The sequence below is a fragment of the Rhodanobacter sp. UC4437_H4 genome, from assembly GCF_052978425.1.
Genome location: NZ_CM129673.1, coordinates 1,679,589 through 1,695,552, shown reverse-complemented (window position 1 = coordinate 1,695,552; position 15,964 = coordinate 1,679,589). Strand labels below are relative to the sequence as shown.

Annotated in this window: 13 protein-coding genes; 7 read left to right on the top strand and 6 right to left on the bottom strand. The window is 68.4% G+C overall.

The annotated features are described in order from the left end of the window. Positions 1-23: 23 nt before the first annotated feature. Entirely contained in the window at positions 24-623 is a 600-nt protein-coding gene (locus ACVCL3_RS07920) for an outer membrane protein (RefSeq protein ID WP_395116464.1), read from the bottom strand. Between the two features lie 255 nt (positions 624-878). Between ACVCL3_RS07920 and tkt the strand changes: the two genes are divergently transcribed. Further along, positions 879-2,888: a transketolase gene (gene tkt / locus ACVCL3_RS07915; RefSeq protein ID WP_447100932.1), complete on the top strand. Its 2,010-nt coding sequence runs from the start codon at positions 879-881 to the stop codon at positions 2,886-2,888. A 129-nt stretch (positions 2,889-3,017) separates the two neighbouring features. Here the strand turns inward: tkt and ACVCL3_RS07910 are convergent, their stop codons facing one another. Together ACVCL3_RS07910 and ACVCL3_RS07905 are read right to left on the bottom strand one after the other, a co-directional pair. Then, entirely contained in the window at positions 3,018-3,671 is a 654-nt protein-coding gene (locus ACVCL3_RS07910; RefSeq protein WP_447097186.1) for an HAD hydrolase-like protein, read from the bottom strand. Next, on the bottom strand, positions 3,671-4,855 hold the full coding sequence (locus tag ACVCL3_RS07905; protein ID WP_395116470.1) for a phosphoglycerate kinase: 1,185 nt from the start codon (positions 4,853-4,855) through the stop codon (positions 3,671-3,673). Before ACVCL3_RS07905 ends, ACVCL3_RS07910 begins: the two co-directional genes overlap by 1 nt. A 181-nt stretch (positions 4,856-5,036) precedes the next feature. Between ACVCL3_RS07905 and maiA the strand changes: the two genes are divergently transcribed. After that, the gene (gene maiA / locus ACVCL3_RS07900; protein WP_395116473.1) at positions 5,037-5,699 is read left to right on the top strand and encodes a maleylacetoacetate isomerase; all 663 of its coding nucleotides are present in this window, start codon (positions 5,037-5,039) and stop codon (positions 5,697-5,699) included. 122 nt (positions 5,700-5,821) lie between these two features. Here maiA and ACVCL3_RS07895 read toward each other — a convergent pair whose 3' ends face one another. Further along, the gene (locus tag ACVCL3_RS07895) at positions 5,822-6,934 is read right to left on the bottom strand and encodes a PilT/PilU family type 4a pilus ATPase (protein ID WP_395116475.1); all 1,113 of its coding nucleotides are present in this window, start codon (positions 6,932-6,934) and stop codon (positions 5,822-5,824) included. Between the two features lie 72 nt (positions 6,935-7,006). Between ACVCL3_RS07895 and ACVCL3_RS07890 the strand changes: the two genes are divergently transcribed. The 5 genes from ACVCL3_RS07890 (at position 7,007) to glmS (ending at position 12,226) form a co-directional block, all read left to right on the top strand. After that, positions 7,007-7,591, top strand: a complete 585-nt coding sequence (locus ACVCL3_RS07890; protein ID WP_395116477.1) for a DUF4398 domain-containing protein — start codon at positions 7,007-7,009, stop codon at positions 7,589-7,591. Continuing rightward, on the top strand, positions 7,588-8,247 hold the full coding sequence (locus ACVCL3_RS07885) for a hypothetical protein (RefSeq protein WP_395116479.1): 660 nt from the start codon (positions 7,588-7,590) through the stop codon (positions 8,245-8,247). Before ACVCL3_RS07890 ends, ACVCL3_RS07885 begins: the two co-directional genes overlap by 4 nt. 332 nt (positions 8,248-8,579) lie before the next feature. Beyond that, positions 8,580-8,807, top strand: a complete 228-nt coding sequence (locus tag ACVCL3_RS07880; protein WP_136257589.1) for a YdcH family protein — start codon at positions 8,580-8,582, stop codon at positions 8,805-8,807. 151 nt (positions 8,808-8,958) lie between these two features. Next, positions 8,959-10,329, top strand: a complete 1,371-nt coding sequence (locus ACVCL3_RS07875; protein ID WP_447097185.1) for a pyridoxal-phosphate dependent enzyme — start codon at positions 8,959-8,961, stop codon at positions 10,327-10,329. A 67-nt stretch (positions 10,330-10,396) separates the two neighbouring features. Next, complete coding sequence (gene glmS, locus ACVCL3_RS07870) at positions 10,397-12,226, top strand: glutamine--fructose-6-phosphate transaminase (isomerizing) (RefSeq protein WP_447100931.1); 1,830 nt, start codon at positions 10,397-10,399, stop codon at positions 12,224-12,226. Here the strand turns inward: glmS and ACVCL3_RS07865 are convergent. Continuing rightward, positions 12,213-13,793: a glycoside hydrolase family 30 protein gene (locus ACVCL3_RS07865; protein WP_447100930.1), complete on the bottom strand. Its 1,581-nt coding sequence runs from the start codon at positions 13,791-13,793 to the stop codon at positions 12,213-12,215. The genes glmS and ACVCL3_RS07865 overlap by 14 nt on opposite strands. A gap of 54 nt (positions 13,794-13,847) precedes the next feature. Next, the gene (locus ACVCL3_RS07860; RefSeq protein ID WP_447100929.1) at positions 13,848-15,875 is read right to left on the bottom strand and encodes a glycoside hydrolase family 3 protein; all 2,028 of its coding nucleotides are present in this window, start codon (positions 15,873-15,875) and stop codon (positions 13,848-13,850) included. Between the last annotated feature and the right edge of the window lie 89 nt (positions 15,876-15,964).

Genomic DNA, 15,964 nt, shown 5'->3' with positions numbered 1-15,964 from the left:
ATGTCGGAATCAACCTCTGCGGATCAGAAGCGGTATTCGGCGCTGGCCGAGACCATGTCCGTGCTGAGGTTCACGTGGTCCTTGCTGGCGTCGAAGTAGTCGTAGTTCACGCCCACGCTGAGCTGCGGGGTGATGTTGTAGCCGATGCCTGCGCCGGCGTACCAGCTGTTGTCGTCCAGGCTCTTGCGGATCGGGTTCACGTCGTTGTTCATGCCGTGACCGGTCCAGCTGTACAGGCCCGCGCGACCGCTGAGGTACCAGTTCGGGGTCATGTCCAGCCGGGCGTTGGCGCCCACCGTCCAGCCGTGCAGCTGCGACTTGTTGTCGGCGATCACCGGGTCGCTGTTGAAGATGTTCTTGGCGTGGATGTTGCCCAGGTCGTTGTAGCCCACCTCGGCGCCCAGCGCGAAGTTCGGCGCCAGCGACCAACGGTAGCCGCCGTTCAAGGCATAGCCGGTGTCATGGCCGTCGTACGGCCCATGGTTGATCGCGGTGCGGCCGATGTTGCCGTTGACGAACCAGCCGGCGTTGTCGGCGGGCGCGTTCTGCGCGAAGGCGGCGGGGACGGCCACCAGGCCGGCAGAGACGAGAGCGAGGGCGAGCAGTGTTTTCTTGGTTTTCATGGATGAGGCTCCAATGGTCAGGACAGTTGGCCCCGGATGGGGAGGGCCGTTTGTCGAATGCGCCCCGCCCAAGACGGGCGGCGACACGAAGACTTAGATGGGTGGTGCCCCGAAAGATTCAATACTCATTAGTTCAGTATTAAGCGCAGATTAAGCCGGCCGAATGTGGGCCGTGCCTCGGGCCGTGTCCGGCGCGCGACACCGCGCGACCGGATCGGCGACAATGGACGCTTTTGCACCCTCCGGAGACGCCTGATGACCACCCGCCGCGAACTCGCCAACGCCGTGCGAGCCCTTGCCATGGACGCCGTGGAAGCGGCCAAGTCCGGTCATCCGGGCATGCCGATGGGCATGGCCGACCTCGCCGAGGTGCTGTGGAACGACTTCCTGCAGTTCAATCCGGCCAACCCGAAGTGGCCCAACCGCGACCGCTTCGTGCTGTCCAACGGCCACGGCTCGATGCTGCAGTACGCGCTGCTGCACCTGACCGGCTTCGACCTGCCGATGGACCAGCTCAAGCGCTTCCGCCAGCTGCATTCGAAGACCGCCGGCCACCCGGAAGCCAGCGAAACGCCGGGCGTGGAGACCACCACCGGTCCGCTCGGCCAGGGCCTGGCGAATGCGGTCGGCTTTGCGCTGGCCGAGAAGGTACTGGCGGCGCATTTCAACCGTCCGGGCCACGATGTGGTCGATCACCACACCTACGTCTTCCTTGGCGACGGCTGCCTGATGGAAGGCATTTCGCACGAAGCTGCCTCGCTGGCCGGCACCTGGCAGCTCGGCAAGCTGGTGGCGATCTACGACGACAACGGCATCTCCATCGACGGCGAAGTGCACGGCTGGTTCACCGACGACACCTCGGCGCGCTTCGAGGCCTACGGCTGGAACGTGATCCGCGGCGTGGACGGGCACGATGCCGAAGCGATCAAACAGGCGATCGCCAAGGCCACCGTACAGCACGACAAGCCCACCCTGATCTGCGCGAAAACCGTCATCGGCTTCGGTGCGCCGCACAAGCAGGGCAAGGAGGAAAGTCACGGCGCGCCGCTGGGCAAGGACGAGATCGCCGCCGCGCGCGAGCAGCTGGGCTGGAAGTACCCACCGTTCGAGATACCGGCCGAGATCTATGCCGGCTGGGATCACAAGGCCAAGGGCGCCGCCGCGGAGCAGGCGTGGAACGACGCCTTCGCGCAGTACGCCGCCGCGCATCCGCAGCTGGCCGCCGAATTCGAGCGCCGCATGCGCGGCGAGCTGCCGGCCGACTGGGCCGCGAAGTCGCAGGCGTTCATCGACAAGCTGCAGGCCGACGGTCCCGAAGTGGCCTCGCGCAAGGCTTCGCAGATGAGCATCGAAGCGTTCGCGCCGCTGCTGCCGGAGCTGATCGGCGGCTCGGCCGACCTGGCCGGCTCCAACCTGACCAAGTGGAAGGGCAGCCTCGACGCCGCCACCGGCGACAGCGCGGACGGCAAGGGCAACTACGTCTATTACGGCGTGCGCGAGTTCGGCATGACCGCGATCGCCAACGGCGTGGCGCTGCATGGCGGCTTCATCCCGTACGACGCGACGTTCCTGGTGTTCTCCGACTACGCGCGCAATGCGGTGCGCATGAGTGCGCTGATCCCGGCGCATGCGATCCACGTTTACACGCACGACTCGATCGGCCTGGGCGAGGACGGCCCGACCCATCAGCCGGTGGAGCACATGGCGAGCCTGCGCTACATCCCGAACAACCAGCTGTGGCGTCCGTGCGATGCGGTGGAATCGGCGGCGTCGTGGAAGGCGGCGATCGAGCGCAAGGGCGCGCCGTCGTGCCTGATCTTCTCGCGGCAGAACCTCAGGCACCAGCAGCGCAGCGCACAGCAGGTGGCCGACATCCTGCGCGGCGGCTACGTGCTGTCCGATCCGCTGGACACGAAGTTCCAGGCGATCCTGATCGCCACCGGTTCGGAAGTGGAACTGGCGATGGAGGCGTCGCGCGCGCTGGCGCAGCAGGGCGTGGCCGTGCGCGTGGTGTCGATGCCGTGCACCGAGGTGTTCGACGCGCAGCCGCTGGAATACCGCGAAGGCGTGCTGCCGCTCTGGTGCCGCGCGCGCGTGGCGGTGGAAGCGGCCACCGCCGATTTCTGGCGCAAGTACGTGGGCCTGGACGGCGAAGTGGTCGGCATGACCACGTTCGGCGCCTCGGCGCCGGCGCCGCAGCTGTTCGAGCACTTCGGCTTCACCGTGGCGCACGTGGTCGACGCGGTGAAGCGCGTCGTCAAATAAGGCTACTCGCGGTCGCCTCCCGGTGATCGCGGGAATGCCTGTGCGAGCGCCTCATTCGGTAGGGCGGGCACTGCCCGCCGTTCTGCCTTATCCAGCGACCGAAACAAAAGCCGGCGGGCGGTGCCCGCCCTACGGAGCGGCCGCCGGGATTTCCAGCAAGGCGGCCAGTTCGTCCGGCGTTGCCGCAATGGCGTGGGCGCCGGCCTGTTCCAGTTCCGCGCGGCTGCCGAAGCCCCAGAGCACACCGAAGCCACGCACGCGGTTGGCGACGGCGCCGTCGATGTCGAAGTGGCGGTCGCCGATCATCACCGTGTCGGCCGGGTCGGCGCCGAAGTCGGCCAGTGCCTCGCTGATCATCGTGGCCTTCTCGCTGTGCGCGCTGTCCGGGTGCGGGCCGTACAGGCGCAGGAACGCGTCGCCGAACGGCAGGTGGGCGAGGATCGGCGCGGCGTGGCGGTGCGGCTTGCTGGTGACCACGGCGAGCTGGTGGCCGGCGCCGCGCAGCCGCTCGATCAGCAGCTCGATGCCCGGATAGATCTCGTGCTCGCGCCAGCCGAGCGTGTTGAAGCGCTCGTGGTAGTACGCCACCGCCGCCTCGATGCGTTCGGCGTCGTGGTCCAGGAGCGGCGCGAAGCTGTGCCGCAGCGGCGGGCCGATCCAGCGGCGCAGTTCCGCATGTGCCGGCGCGGGCACGTCCAGCCGTGCCAGCGCATGCTTCACGCAGGCGGTGATGCCGTGCTCGGAATCGATCAGGGTGCCGTCGAGATCGAACAGGCAGAGCATTACTTCGCGGCTCGCGCCTTCAACGCGGTGACCGCCGGCAGTTCCTTGCCTTCGAGGAATTCCAGGAACGCGCCGCCGCCGGTGGAGATGTAGGAGACCTGGTCGGCGATGCCGTACTTGTCGACCGCGGCCAGCGTGTCGCCGCCGCCGGCGATCGAGAACGCGTTCGACGCCGCGATCGCGCGCGCCAGCGTTTCGGTGCCCTTGCCGAACGCGTCGAACTCGAACACGCCGACCGGGCCGTTCCACACCACGGTGCCGGCCTTGGCGATCAGGGCGGCGTAGAGTTCGGCGGTCTGCGGGCCGATGTCGAGGATCATCTCGTCCGCACCGACCTGGTCGACCGGCTTGATCGTGGCCGGGGCCTGCGCGGAGAACGCCGGCGCCACCACCACGTCGATCGGCATCGGCACTTCGGCGCCGCGTCGTTTGGCGTCGGCCAGCACCTTCTTCGCCGCGTCGAGCAGATCCATCTCCACCAGCGAGTTGCCGACCGAGTGTCCCATCGCGGCGATGAAGGTGTTGGCGATGCCGCCGCCGACGATGAGCTGGTCGACCTTGCCGATCAGGTTGTCCAGCAGAGTCAGCTTGGTCGACACCTTGGAGCCGGCCACGATCGCCAGCAGCGGATGCGCCGGGTGCTCCAGCGCCTTGCCCAGCGCATCCAGCTCGGCGCACAGCAACGGGCCGGCGGCGGCGACCGGGGCGTACCTGATCACGCCGTGGGTCGAGGCTTGTGCGCGATGCGCGGTGCCGAACGCGTCCATCACGAAGATGTCGCACAGCGCGGCATATTTCTTCGCCAGCGTGTCGTCGTCCTTGCCCTCGCCGACGTTCATGCGGCAGTTTTCCAGCAGCACCACCTCGCCGGCGGCCACCTCCACCCCGTTGACCAGGTAGTCGGCCACCAGCCGCACCGGCTGGTCGAGTTTGCTGCTCAGCCACAGCGCCACCGGCGCCAGCGAGGATTCGGCGTCGAACTGGCCTTCCTTGGGCCGGCCCAGGTGCGACATCACCATCACCTTCGCGCCGGCGTCGCGGGCGGCCAGGATCGTCGGGAGGGCGGCGTCGAGGCGCTGGGTCGAGGTGATCCGGCCCTGTTCGTCGATCGGCACGTTGAGATCTTCGCGGATCAGCACGCGCTGGTTGCGCAGGTCGAGGTCGCTCATGCGGATGACGGACACGGCACAACTCCGTTGGATGGTGGGGGCTAGCCAGAACCGGCTGCAACCGCCTATTGTCCGGTGGCCGCGGCAGTGATGCAAACGCGGCCTGGCGAGGCACGCCGGGCCGACGACACGCGGGCGCGCGCAACGGCTGCACTTGTGGCTAAACTGCAGGCTATCCACGCAGGGGGGACCGCTCATGGCGACCGGCTTGGTGCTCTACAGCTACTGGCGTTCCAGTGCTGCCTATCGCGTGCGCATCGCGCTGAACCTGAAGGGCCTGGACTACGAGACGCGTCCGGTGCACCTCGTGCGCGACGGCGGCGAGCAGCACACGGCGCAATACCAGGCGCTGAACCCGCTCGAATCCGTGCCGGTGCTGTGCGACGGCGACCGTGTGCTGACCCAGTCACTGGCGATCATGGAATACCTGGACGAGATGCACCCGGAGCTGGAGACCGCGCTGCTGCCGGTCGACGCCCGCGGCCGCGCCCAGGTGCGCGCGCTGGCCATGGCGGTGTGCTGCGACATTCACCCGCTGGGCAACCTGCGCGTGCTGCAGCATCTGGAGAAGGAGTTCGGCGCCAGCGAGGAGCAGCGGGCAGCCTGGTCGCGGCACTGGATCGATGCCGGCTTCAAGGCGATCGAAGCCATGCTGGCGGAGAGCGCCGCCACCGGCCGCTACTGCCACGGCGAAACCCCGAGCATGGCCGATGCCTGCCTGATCCCGCAGGTCTACAACGCCATTCGCTGGAAACTGCCGCTCGACGACTACCCCACCATTACGCGCATCCACGCCGCCTGCAACGAGCTGGAAGCGTTTCAGCGTGCGGCGCCGGAGGCGCAACCCGACGCACCGTAAGCCGGGAATAGGGAATGGGGAATAGGGAATAGGAACTGCAAGAGCAGGAGCCGCGCTCCGCGCTTGGTTTTTCCGATTCCCGATTCCCGATTCCCTATTCCCTATTCCCTATTCCCGGCCCTTCAGAACCCCATCCCGTACGGGTCGTTGCCGGCCAGTTCGGCGCTGCTGTTGCCGCCTTCGGCGAGGCGGATCTTGAGGGCGAGGCCATCGCGGGAGTCGGATTTGCTGAGGGCCTCGTCCAGTTCCACGCGGCCTTCCTTGTACAGCTTGTACAGCGACTGGTCGAAGGTCTGCATGCCTTCCTGCAGGCTGCGATCCATGGCGTCCTTGATCTCGTGGATCTGGCCGCGGCGGATCATGTCGCGGATCAGCGGCGTGTTCAGCAGCACCTCGGCGGCCGGGATGCGGCGGCCGTCCTTGCCGATCACCAGGCGCTGGCTGATCACCGCGCGCAGGTTCAGCGCCAGGTTCATCAGCACGTTCTTGTGCGCCGATTCGGGGAAGAAGTTGAGGATGCGCTCCAGCGTCTGGTCGGAGTTGTTGGAGTGCAGCGTGGCCAGGCACAGGTGGCCGGTCTCGGAGAAGGCAATGGCCGCCTCCATCGTGTCGGTGTCGCGGATCTCGCCGATCATGATGACGTCCGGCGCCTCGCGCATCGCGTTCTTCAGCGCCTCGTGGTAGCTGTGCGTGTCCAGCCCGACCTCGCGCTGGTTGACGATCGAGCGCTTGTGCCGGTGCAGGTATTCGATCGGGTCCTCGATGGTGAGGATGTGCCCGGGCGACTGCGAGTTGCGCTGGTCGATCATCGCCGCCAGCGTGGTCGACTTGCCCGAGCCGGTGGCGCCCACCACCAGGATCAGTCCGCGCGGCTCCATGATCAGGTCGCGGAAGATCGGCGGCAGCTGCAGCTGCTCGATCGAGGGGATCTCGCTCTTGATCGCGCGGATCACCATGCCCACTTCGCCGCGCTGCTTGAAGACGTTGATGCGGAAGCGGCCGGCTTCCTTCACCGCCAATGCCATGTTCAGTTCGAGGTTGCGCTCGAACTGCGGCACCTGGCCCTCGTCCATCAGCGAATAGGCGATCTTCTTGACCATGCCGCTCGGCAGGCCGGTATTGCCCAGCGGATAAAGCTTGCCCTCGACCTTGATGTTCACCGGGGCACCGGTGGACAGGAACATGTCCGACGCGCCCTTGTCTACCATGAGCTTGAGGAAGTAGCCGATGTCCACGTTTTACCCCTGGGTTCCCGATGTACATTGCATTGCACGATTATGCCTGCCCACAATACGCTGCAACACACCATGAGGACTGTGATGTACTTCTTTTCCCCATCGGCCGCGCTCGCGCGCCGCATGCGCGCGGCGGCCACCATGCTGGCGCTGACCCTGGCCGTGGCCGGTTGCGCCACGGCGCCGCCGCCGAATGACGCGATGAACCTGGCCCAATACCAGCTGCAGGCCGCCCGCGACGCCGGCGCGGCGGATTACGCGCCGGTCGACCTCGGTTTCGCGCAGGACAAGTTCCAGCAGGCGCAGGAGGCGATGGCGGCGCGCAAGTTTGCCGATGCCGCGAACCTCGCCGAGGAATCCGGCGCCGATGCCGAACTGGCGCGGGTCAAGGCGCGGCTGGGCGCGGCCCGTGCCGAGATGCAGGGCAAGCTGCAGGAAAACACCCGCCTGCGCAGCGAGGGCGAGCAACTGGCCGCCCGGCAGCAGCAGATGGAACAGGCGATCCCGGCACCCGCCGCCGACTCTTCCGCGCCGTTGCCGGTGGGCGACATGCCGGCGCCTTCGGCCTCGGTGCTCTCCGCGCCGGTCGACGGCACGCCGATCCCCGGCAATGACGATCCCGCGGCCGCCAGCAGCATTCCCGGAGGCCAGCCATGAAGCGCCTTGCCCAACTGCTCGCTGGCGCCGGCCTGGCGCTGGCCCTGGTCGGTGCCGCGCAGGCACGCCAGGACGACATCGACATCAACCGCCTGCGCGGCAGCCTGGACCAGCTTGCCAACGATCCCGGCCTCGGCCATTACGCCCTGTCCGAACAGGCGCGAGCCCGCGAGGCGATCCGCGCGCTGGAGGAGGCCGGACGTGGCGACCGGCCGCATGCCTTGTACCTCGCCGAGCGCCGCGTCGACCTGGCCAAGACCGCCGCGCAGTTGCAGGACGCCCAGGTCAAGCTGAACCAGCTCGATCGCGAACACGACCAGATCCTGCTCGCCAACAGCCGCCGCGAGGCGGACATGGCCCGGCTGGAGCTGGCCCGGCAGCGCCTGCAGAACCAGTTGGCGCAGGAGGAGGCCGCGCGCCTGCAGCAGCAGGGCATCGAATATTCGCAGCAGGCCGAGCAGGCGCGGGCCGAAGCCGAGCGGGCCAAGAAGCTGGCCGCGGCACAGAGCAAGGTGGCGCGGGCGGCCCGCCGCGAGGCGGCGCTGGCGGCGCAGGCGGCCAAGGCGATGCGCGCGCAGATGGACGATGGAAACACCCCGCCACCGGCTCCCGCCGAGCAGAAAAAGCCCACCCGCAAGCACTCCGCGGGGCACTGAAACGGCGCCGGGCGGCGCTTTGCCGCGGCGCCTCCACGGGCTGCGGCCAGCCGCCGCCCAATGCCTGCAAAACACTGTTTTGACAGGTATTTAATGCACCGACCGAAGTGTGATCCGACGCCTTGCGCCGGCCAGATCGGCGGAGTAGGGTCAAAGCCCCGGGAGGCATCCAGGCCACCGGGGTCAACGACCTGAATCATGCGCCCATCCCACGTTCAGATCCCCACCTGCGTTCCGGTTGACCGGCGTGGGTCGCGGGTGTGCGCCGATTCAGCTGTCGGCGGTCCGCCAACGTGGCGGCAACCGTCCGTTCACTCGCAGGAGGTCGGATCATGTTCGAAAACCAGCAGCGCGATGATGTCGAGGCATTGATGAAGGCGGACGCGGAGTTCCGCCGGCTTTATCAGCACCATCGGGAGCTCGACAGCAAGGTGCACGACGCCGATATCGGCGTGCTTCCCATCGACGACGCCACCCTCGCCGGCATGAAGAAGGAGAAACTGCTGGCCAAGGCGCGGCTTGAACGCATGTGGGCCGACAGGGCGCACCTCATCCACTGACGCAACGGTTCGCTGGCGCGGCCCCGGGTCTTCCCTGAAACAGTCATCGGGAAGATTGCCGGGGCCGCAGCGTATCCGGCGGCTCGGTTATCATGGGGGTTCTGCGGCCACGGCTTTGCGCCGACGCCGCCACGCCAGCGACGGAGCCCCCATGACGGTTCACCAGAGTGTCCTCGAACTGATCGGACACACCCCGATGGTTCGCGCGAGGCGCCTCGATACGGGTGCGTGCGAATTGTTCCTGAAACTCGAGAGCGCCAACCCCGGCGGCTCGATCAAGGACCGCATCGGCCTGTCGATGATCGAGGGCGCCGAGAAGGACGGCCGCATCCGCCCGGGCGACATCCTGGTCGAGGGCACCGCCGGCAACACCGGCCTGGGCCTGGCCCTGGTCGCGCAGCAGAAAGGCTACCGCCTGATCCTGGTGGTGCCGGACAAGATGAGCCGCGAGAAGATCTTCAACCTCAAGGCGATGGGCGCCGAGGTGGTGCTGACCCGCTCCGACGTGGCCAAGGGACACCCCGAGTACTACCAGGACATGGCCGAGCGGATTGCCCGCGAAACGCCCGGCGCCTACTTCATCAACCAGTTCGGCAACCCCGACAACCCGGCCGCGCACATCGCCAGCACCGGGCCGGAAATCCTCGAACAGATGGACGGCAAGGTGGATGCGGTGGTGGTCGGCTGCGGCTCGTCCGGCACGCTGAGCGGGCTGTCGAAGTTCTTCGCCGAACACTCGCCGCAGACCGAGCTGATCCTGGCCGATCCGGTCGGCTCGATCCTGGCGCAGTACATCAACGAGGGCACGCTCTCGACCAAGTCGGCGAGCTGGATGGTCGAAGGCATCGGCGAGGATTTCCTGCCCTCGATCAGTGACTTCACCCGGGTGAAGAAGGCCTACGCGATCTCCGACAAGGAGAGCTTCCTGACCGCGCGTGAGCTGCTGGCGAAGGAAGGCATCCTGGGCGGCTCGTCGACCGGCACTCTGCTTGCCGCGGCGCTGCGCTACTGCCGCGAACAGACCACGCCGAAACGCGTGGTGACCCTGGTTTGCGACACCGGCAACAAGTATCTTTCCAAGCTGTACAACGACTACTGGATGCTCGACAACGGCTTCATCGAGCGCGAGCAGCACGGCGACCTGCGCGACCTTCTGCTGCGCCCGTTCGCCCAGCGCGACACCGTGGTGGTCGGCCCCAACGAGCTGCTGATCACCGCCTACAACCGCATGAAGCTGTACGACGTGTCGCAGTTGCCGGTGATGGACGGCCGCAAGCTGGTCGGCATCGTCGACGAGTCCGACGTGCTGATGCACGTGCACGCCGACGAGACGCGCTTCCGCGACCCGGTGTCCACCGCGATGATCGCCGACCTGCACCGGCTCGACGTGCGCTCGCCGATCGAGTCGCTGCTGCCGGTGTTCGAGCGCGGCCACGTGGCCATCGTGGTCGACGGCGACGATTTCCTCGGCCTGATCACCCGCATCGACCTGCTGAACTGGCTGCGCCGCAAGGTGAATTGACCGGCCGCGCCAGGCACTTTCAAAACAGCCCGGGGCGACCCGGGCCAGAACCGAAGGAAGCTTCGCCATGTGTGGAATCGTTGCCGCCGTAGCCCAACGCGATGTCGCCCCGCTGCTTATCGCCGGCCTGAAAGCGCTCGAATACCGGGGCTACGACTCCTCCGGCGTGGCCGTGCTCGACCACGGCGCGATCCGCCGCGTGCGCGCCAAGGGCAAGGTGCGCGAGATGGAGGCGCTGTACCTGGCCGACCCGCTGTCCGGCGGCACCGGCATCGCGCATACCCGCTGGGCCACGCATGGCGTGCCGAACGAGGCGAACGCGCACCCGCACATCGCCGGCCGGGTGGCGATCGTGCACAACGGCATCATCGAGAACTACGCCGGCCTGCGCGCCGAGCTGCAGGCCGCCGGCCACGTGTTCACTTCGGAAACCGACACCGAGGTGATGGCCGCGCTGATCGACCGACGCATCGGCCAGGGCCAGAACCTGCGCGAGGCGGTGCTGGCCACCGTGCGTGAACTGGAGGGCGCCTATGCGATCGCCGTGCTCAGCAGCGAGGAGCCCGACCGCGTGGTCGGTGCGCGCCGCGGCGCGCCGCTGCTGGTGGGCGTCGGCATCGGCGAGAACTTCCTCGGCTCCGATGCGCAGGCGCTGATCCAGGTCACCAACCGCATGCTCCACCTCGACGAGGACGACGTGGTCGAGATCACCCGCGACAGCGTGCAGGTGTTCGCGCTGGACGGCACGCCGGTCGAGCGCAAGGTGTACGAGAGCGAGCTGTCCACCGACGCGGTCGAGCGCGGCGAGTACCGCCACTACATGCAGAAGGAGATCTTCGAGCAGCCGCGCGCGGTGGCCGACACGCTTGAAGCGCGCATCGGCCCGCACGGCGTGCTGCCGAACATCTTCGGCATCGACAGCGAGGCGCTGCTCGCCGCCACCCGCGGCGTGCACATCATCGCCTGCGGCACCAGCTACCACGCCGGCCTCGTCGCCAAGTACTGGATCGAGGAATTCGCGCGCCTGCCGGTCGCGGTGGAGGTGGCCAGCGAGTACCGCTACCGCGAGACCGTGGTGCCGCCCGGCACGCTGTTCCTGGCAATCTCGCAGTCGGGCGAAACCGCCGACACGCTGGCCGCGATGCGCGAGTCGCGCCGACGCGGCTACCTCGGCACCCTGGTCATCTGCAACTCGCCGGAGTCGTCGCTGGTGCGCGAGGCCGACCTCAAGCTGATGACCCGCGCCGGCCCCGAGATCGGCGTGGCCTCGACCAAGGCGTTCACCACGCAGCTGGCCGGCCTGGCGCTATTGGCGCTGGAGCTGGCGCGCCGCAACGGCCTCGACGCGTCGCGCTACGCGGCGCTGTGCGAGGAGCTGCAGCGCCTGCCGCGCGCGATCGAGAACGCACTGAAGCTGGAGCCGGCGATCATCGACCTGGCCGGCGATTTCATCCATCGCCAGCATGCGCTGTTCCTCGGCCGCGGCGCGCACTACCCGGTGGCGCTGGAAGGTTCGCTCAAGCTCAAGGAAATCTCCTACATCCACGCCGAGGCCTACCCCGCCGGCGAGCTCAAGCACGGCCCGCTGGCGCTGGTCGACGAGAACATGCCGGTGGTGGCGGTGGCGCCGAACGGACCGCTGCTGGACAAGCTGAAATCCAACCTGCAGGAAGTACGCGCCCGCGGCGGTCGCCTGATCGTGTTCGCCGACGGCTCCGCCGGCATGGACGACACCGCCGGCAACGGCGTGACCCTGCGCGTGGAATCCGGCGGCAACTTCATCGCCCCCGCCGTGTTCACCGTGCCGCTGCAACTGCTCGCCTACCACGTCGCCGTGCTGCGCGGCACGGACGTGGATCAACCGCGCAACCTGGCCAAGTCGGTCACCGTGGAGTAGGGCCCGATCCGCCGGCGCTGCCCGGCGTGGCGGGTGGCGTGATCGTGGCAGCCGTGGCCGGCTTGGCCGCGACGGCTCCCGGTTGCCACACGAAGGTCGCCACGCTTTCCGCCGGCATGGTGTAGCGGAAGTCGAGCCCGCCCTGCTGCACGGAGACTTCGTGCGGCACGGTCTTGCCGTTGACCAGTACCAGCACGATCGATCCGCCGTCTGGGTTGCGGAAGGCGACGTTCTTGATGTCGTTGCCGGTGTCGGTGGACCAGATGCGCACCGCGCCGGGGTGGATGAAGCGGCTGTAATGGGCGAACGCGTAGTACTCGTCGTTGCGGCTCACCGCGCCGCTGCGCGAGTCGATCGTGACGATGCCCTTGCAGGTGTCGCAGCCGCCGAAGTGCGGGCCGTAGTTTTCGTCCAGCGCAAGGTTCCAGTACACCACGCCGCGCGCCCAGTTGCGCAGGCCGCCGAGCAGCAGGTCGCGCGCGAACCAGAGCAGTTCGCCGTGCTTGCTGGATTCCCAGTCGCCGCCGGAACACTCGGTGATGTAGGCGTCCTTGCGCGGAAAGGAGTGGTGCACGTCGCTCTGCGCGCCGGGCGTGCCGCGGTAGCAGTGCCAGGCGATGCCGTCCAGGTAGCGGGCGGCCTCGGCGTCGTAGAGCACGTCCAGCGGTTGCTGCGGTTCGTCCCAGTTGTGGTCCCAGCCGAAGATGTGCGTGGGCGGCTTGCGCCCGGCCAGCGCGGGGCCCAGGTACTGCGCGATGATGCGCGCGCGCTGCCCGGCGGAGAGCAGCATGCCGGGGTAGGTCAGCGGCACGAAGCCGGGCTCGTTCTGCAGGGTCAGCGCGAAGATCGGGATGCCGTAGCTGCGGTAGGTGTCGACGTACTTCACCAGGTACTGCGCATAGGCCGCCTCGTACTCTTCGAGCAGGCTGCCGCCGATCAGGTTGGCGCTGGTCTTCATCCACGCCGGCGCGCTCCACGGCGAGGCGATGATGCGCAGCTGCGGGTCGATCGCCAGCGTCTCCTGCACGGTGGGGATGAGGTAGGGCACGTTGGCCGCGACGTTGAAATGCTGCAGCTCGGGGTCGACCTCGCCGGCGGGCATGTCGTCCAGCGTGTACGGTTGCAGCGAGAAATCCGAGGCGCCGATGGTCAGCCGGACCATGTTGAAATCGAGCCCGGGCGGCGGGCCGAACAGTTCGAGCAGCAGCGCGTGGCGCGCCGGTGCGCTCAGCTTGTTCTGCAGCAGCCAGGCCGAGGCGTCGGTCAGTGCCGCGCCGAAGCCGACGATGGACTGGTAGGTCTTGCTGGTGTCGATGACCACGTCGGCAGGCGTCGATGTCGCGTTGCTGGCCGGCACGTCGGCCTGCCGCGCCAGCCGCAGGCGGCGATCCTGCGTGCTCAGCCACAGCTCGATGCCGGGGCCGCTCGGTTGCGCGACCGGCGCGGCGGGGAGGACGATCGGCGCTGCCGGGCGCTGCGCCACCCGCAGCGCGAGCAGCGCCAGCAGCGAGATCAGCGCGAACGACGCGATGGCGAACCAGCGCGGGACACCGCGAGCGTCATCCATGCAGCATGCCGGCCGGAGGCGTGGTCTGGGGCGGCATGGGGGAGACGCCGGTCGTCACGGCGTGCCCGGCTTGGCACAGGCGTGGATCGCCGACCAGGTGGGCAGCGTTTCCACCTCGTGCGCCGCCGCGTAGCGCAGCCCGTAGCCGGGAGCGAACAGCCAGGCCCGGTCGTGGTCGGCGCTCTGGTACGGGCAGGGCAGGCCGGGCCAGGGCATCGGCAGCGTGCCGTGGAAATCGTGCGGCCCTGCGCCACCGGCGTGGGCGAACAGCACGTCCGCCACGCCGCCGCCTTCGGTGCCCGGCAGCCACGCTGCGACGAAGGCATCGGACAGGTTGAGCAGGTCGTTGACGAACAGCGGTCGCCCGGACACGAACACCGTCACCACCGGCTTGTGCGCCTTGGCCACGGCCTGCAGCACGGCGAGATCCTCCGGGTAGCGATCGCTGTGGCGCAGCGTGGCCGGCAACGTGATGTCGCCTTTCATCTCCGCGTACGGGGTTTCCCCGATCACCGCCACGATGGCGTCGAAGGGTGCAAGGTCGATGCCGGCGGCGGTCGGGCTGTAGCTGACGTTCGCGGCGCCGTCGGCGGCGCGGATGCCGGCCAGGATCGTCTCGCCGTGCGGGAAGTCGGCGTTGCCGTTGTCGTTGCCTTGCCAGCTCAGCGACCAGCCGCCGGCCTGATTCGGCAGGCTGTCGGCGCTCTTGCCGACCACCAGGATCTTCGCGCCGGCCCGCAGCGGCAGCGCGCGGTGGTTGTTCTTCAGCAGCACCAGCGATTCGCGTACCGCGCGGCGCGCCAGCTCGCGATGCTGCAGGGCGGTGGCGTCGCCGGCGCCTTGGCGCTGCGAGGGCCGCTTGCCGAACAGGCCCATGCGCAGCTTGGCGCGCACGATCCGGCTGACCGCGTCGTCGATGCGGCTGATCGGGATCTGGCCGTCCTCGACCTGCCGGGTGGTGTTGGAGATGAAGGCCTGCCAGTCGTCGGGCACCATCACCATGTCGATGCCGGCGTTGATCGCCTGCGCGCAGCTGGCGTTGTTGCAGCCGGGCAGCTGGCCGATCGCGTTCCAGTCGGATACCACGAAGCCGTCGAAGCCCATCTTCTCCTTGAGCACGCCGGTGAGCAGCGCGCGGGCGCCGGACATCTTGCCGTAGTCGATCCCGTCGGCCACGTCGTCCCAGCTGTTGTAGGACGCCATCACGCTGAGCACGCCGGCGCGCAGCGCGCCGAAGTAGCCGGCGCCGTGCACGTTGATCATGTCCTGCCGGCTGACCCGGGCCTGGCCCTCGTCGACGCCGTTCCAGGTGGCGCCGTCGCCGATGAAGTGCTTGGCGGTGGCCATCACGTGGTGATCGTCGAAGTCGCCCTGCAGCCCGGTGACATAGGCGCGCGCGTACTCGCGCACCAGCGGCGCCTCGCTGGAAAAGCTCTCGTAGGTGCGGCCCCAGCGCACGTTCTGCGCCACCGCCAGGGTCGGCGCGAAGGCCCAGTCGATGCCGGTGGCGCGCACCGCCCTGGCGGTGGCCCGGCCGATCGCCTCGACCAGCGCCGGGTCGTGCGCCGCGCCCAGGCCGATGTTGTGCGGGAACAGGGTGGCGCCGAACACGTTGTTGTCGCCATGCACCGCGTCGGTGCCCCAGACCACCGGGATCTGCACCTTCGCATCGGTGGCCATCGAGGCGTCGCGGTAACGGTCGGCCAGGGCGAGCCAGTCGCCGACGCCGGCGTGCTTGTTCTTCCCCGGCCAGGAACCGCCGCCGTTGAGCACCGAGCCGATGTAGTACTGCTTCACCTGCGCCGGCGTGATCGACTTGATCTCGGCCTGGGTCATCTGGCCGATCTTCTGCGCCAGCGTCATGCCGGCCACGATCGCGCGCACGCGCTGCTCCAGCGCCGGGTCGGCACCCGACGGGCCGCGTATCGACGGCCAGTCCCGGTAATGGGTCGGGCCGGGCGGGGCGTCGGCGACCGGCGCCTGATGCGCTGGCGAGGGGCCGGTATCGGCGGCGGGGGCGCTGCCGGCGCAGGCCAGCAGCAGGGGCAGGGAGAAAAACCACGGGCAGCGGATACGAACCATGGGAAAGCCTCATCGCGTGGACCATCGCCCGGCAAGATCCTCGCGCGCGCGGCGCAGGCAGGGGAACGATGTCGTCAGCGCCACTTTAG

Excerpts from the sequence above, each read along its gene's own strand:
- ACVCL3_RS07920 (WP_395116464.1), bottom strand. The coding sequence starts at position 623 with ATGAAAACCAAGAAAACACTGCTCGCCCTCGCTCTCGTCTCTGCCGGC.
- tkt (WP_447100932.1), top strand. The coding sequence starts at position 879 with ATGACCACCCGCCGCGAACTCGCCAACGCCGTGCGAGCCCTTGCCATG.
- ACVCL3_RS07910 (WP_447097186.1), bottom strand. The coding sequence starts at position 3,671 with ATGCTCTGCCTGTTCGATCTCGACGGCACCCTGATCGATTCCGAGCAC.
- maiA (WP_395116473.1), top strand. The coding sequence starts at position 5,037 with ATGGCGACCGGCTTGGTGCTCTACAGCTACTGGCGTTCCAGTGCTGCC.
- ACVCL3_RS07890 (WP_395116477.1), top strand. The coding sequence starts at position 7,007 with ATGAGGACTGTGATGTACTTCTTTTCCCCATCGGCCGCGCTCGCGCGC.
- ACVCL3_RS07885 (WP_395116479.1), top strand. The coding sequence starts at position 7,588 with ATGAAGCGCCTTGCCCAACTGCTCGCTGGCGCCGGCCTGGCGCTGGCC.
- ACVCL3_RS07880 (WP_136257589.1), top strand. The coding sequence starts at position 8,580 with ATGTTCGAAAACCAGCAGCGCGATGATGTCGAGGCATTGATGAAGGCG.
- ACVCL3_RS07875 (WP_447097185.1), top strand. The coding sequence starts at position 8,959 with ATGACGGTTCACCAGAGTGTCCTCGAACTGATCGGACACACCCCGATG.
- glmS (WP_447100931.1), top strand. The coding sequence starts at position 10,397 with ATGTGTGGAATCGTTGCCGCCGTAGCCCAACGCGATGTCGCCCCGCTG.
- ACVCL3_RS07865 (WP_447100930.1), bottom strand. The coding sequence starts at position 13,793 with ATGGATGACGCTCGCGGTGTCCCGCGCTGGTTCGCCATCGCGTCGTTC.
- ACVCL3_RS07860 (WP_447100929.1), bottom strand. The coding sequence starts at position 15,875 with ATGGTTCGTATCCGCTGCCCGTGGTTTTTCTCCCTGCCCCTGCTGCTG.